The sequence below is a fragment of the Vreelandella rituensis genome, assembly GCF_003336665.1.
In the GTDB taxonomy this organism is placed as follows: Bacteria; Pseudomonadota; Gammaproteobacteria; order Pseudomonadales; family Halomonadaceae; genus Vreelandella; species Vreelandella rituensis.
This window is the reverse complement of the sequence record NZ_QPIJ01000161.1, coordinates 1-886: the sequence shown is the minus strand read 5'-3', so window position 1 is coordinate 886 and position 886 is coordinate 1. Positions and strand designations below refer to the sequence as shown.

Sequence of the window (886 nt, the reverse complement as noted above, 5' to 3'; positions counted from 1 at the left end):
GCGCCTGGCCACTTTCCGCTTGGCTTTCGCCCGATTGTTCGAGCCTTTTTGCTTACGGCTCAGTTGCCGTTGCGCCCGCGCCAATTTGCGTGCGTGACGCACCGTATGGCGGGGGTTATTGGCGCGCTTGCCGTCACTGGTCACGAATAGGTCTTTCAGCCCGAGATCGATACCCACCATCTTGGGCGTGATGGGCAGTGATTCAGCGTCCACTTTGCACAGGCAGCTAATAAAATAGCGCCCCGCCTGATCTTTGGATACCGTGACGGTGCTGGGCGCTGACGGAAGCTCGCGGCTCCAGCGGATGTCGAGGGATTCCTGGCACTTGGCCAGCGTGATCTGGCCGTTGCGATACACAAACGCCGAACTGGCAAAGGTGGCGGACTGCCGCTGCTTCTTTGACTTGAATCGCGGGTATCGAGCGCGCTTGGCAAAGAAGTGCTTGAAGGCCGATTGCTGATGGCGCAAGCATTGCTGCAAGGGCACCGAACTGACCTCAGCCAGGAACACGGTGTCAGGCTGTTTTTTCAGTTGGGTCAGGAAGGCGCTGGCGTCGTTGTAACCGATCTTTTCCTGGCGCTGATAGAACGCATCGGTGCGATGTCGCAGCACCGCGTTCCAGACAAACCGCACGCACCCAAACGTCCGCGCCAGAAGGATTTCCTGCTCGGGCATCGGGTAGAATCGGTACTTGTAGGCGCGTTCGGTTTTCATGACTTACAGCTTAGTATCATTTGCGTAAGAGATCAAGGCGTCCTCTCGGACGCCGCGCTTGTATCCCCAATGAAAGGGACTCCTCCCCTCCTAAAGCTTCATCGAGCTACATGGATAGTCACTACGTGCATCAATGGAAAAAGGAGAAGCGTCATGCATCAGCATAAAGCGA

At 56.7% G+C, this 886-nt stretch carries 1 protein-coding gene; it reads right to left on the bottom strand.

Features of this window, described 5'->3' with window-relative positions; genetic code table 11:
• A partial coding sequence (locus tag DU506_RS21270) for an RNA-guided endonuclease InsQ/TnpB family protein (protein ID WP_147273816.1) occupies nucleotides 1-714 on the bottom strand: 714 nt, incomplete at its 3' end.
• Nucleotides 715-886: the final 172 nt, after the last annotated feature.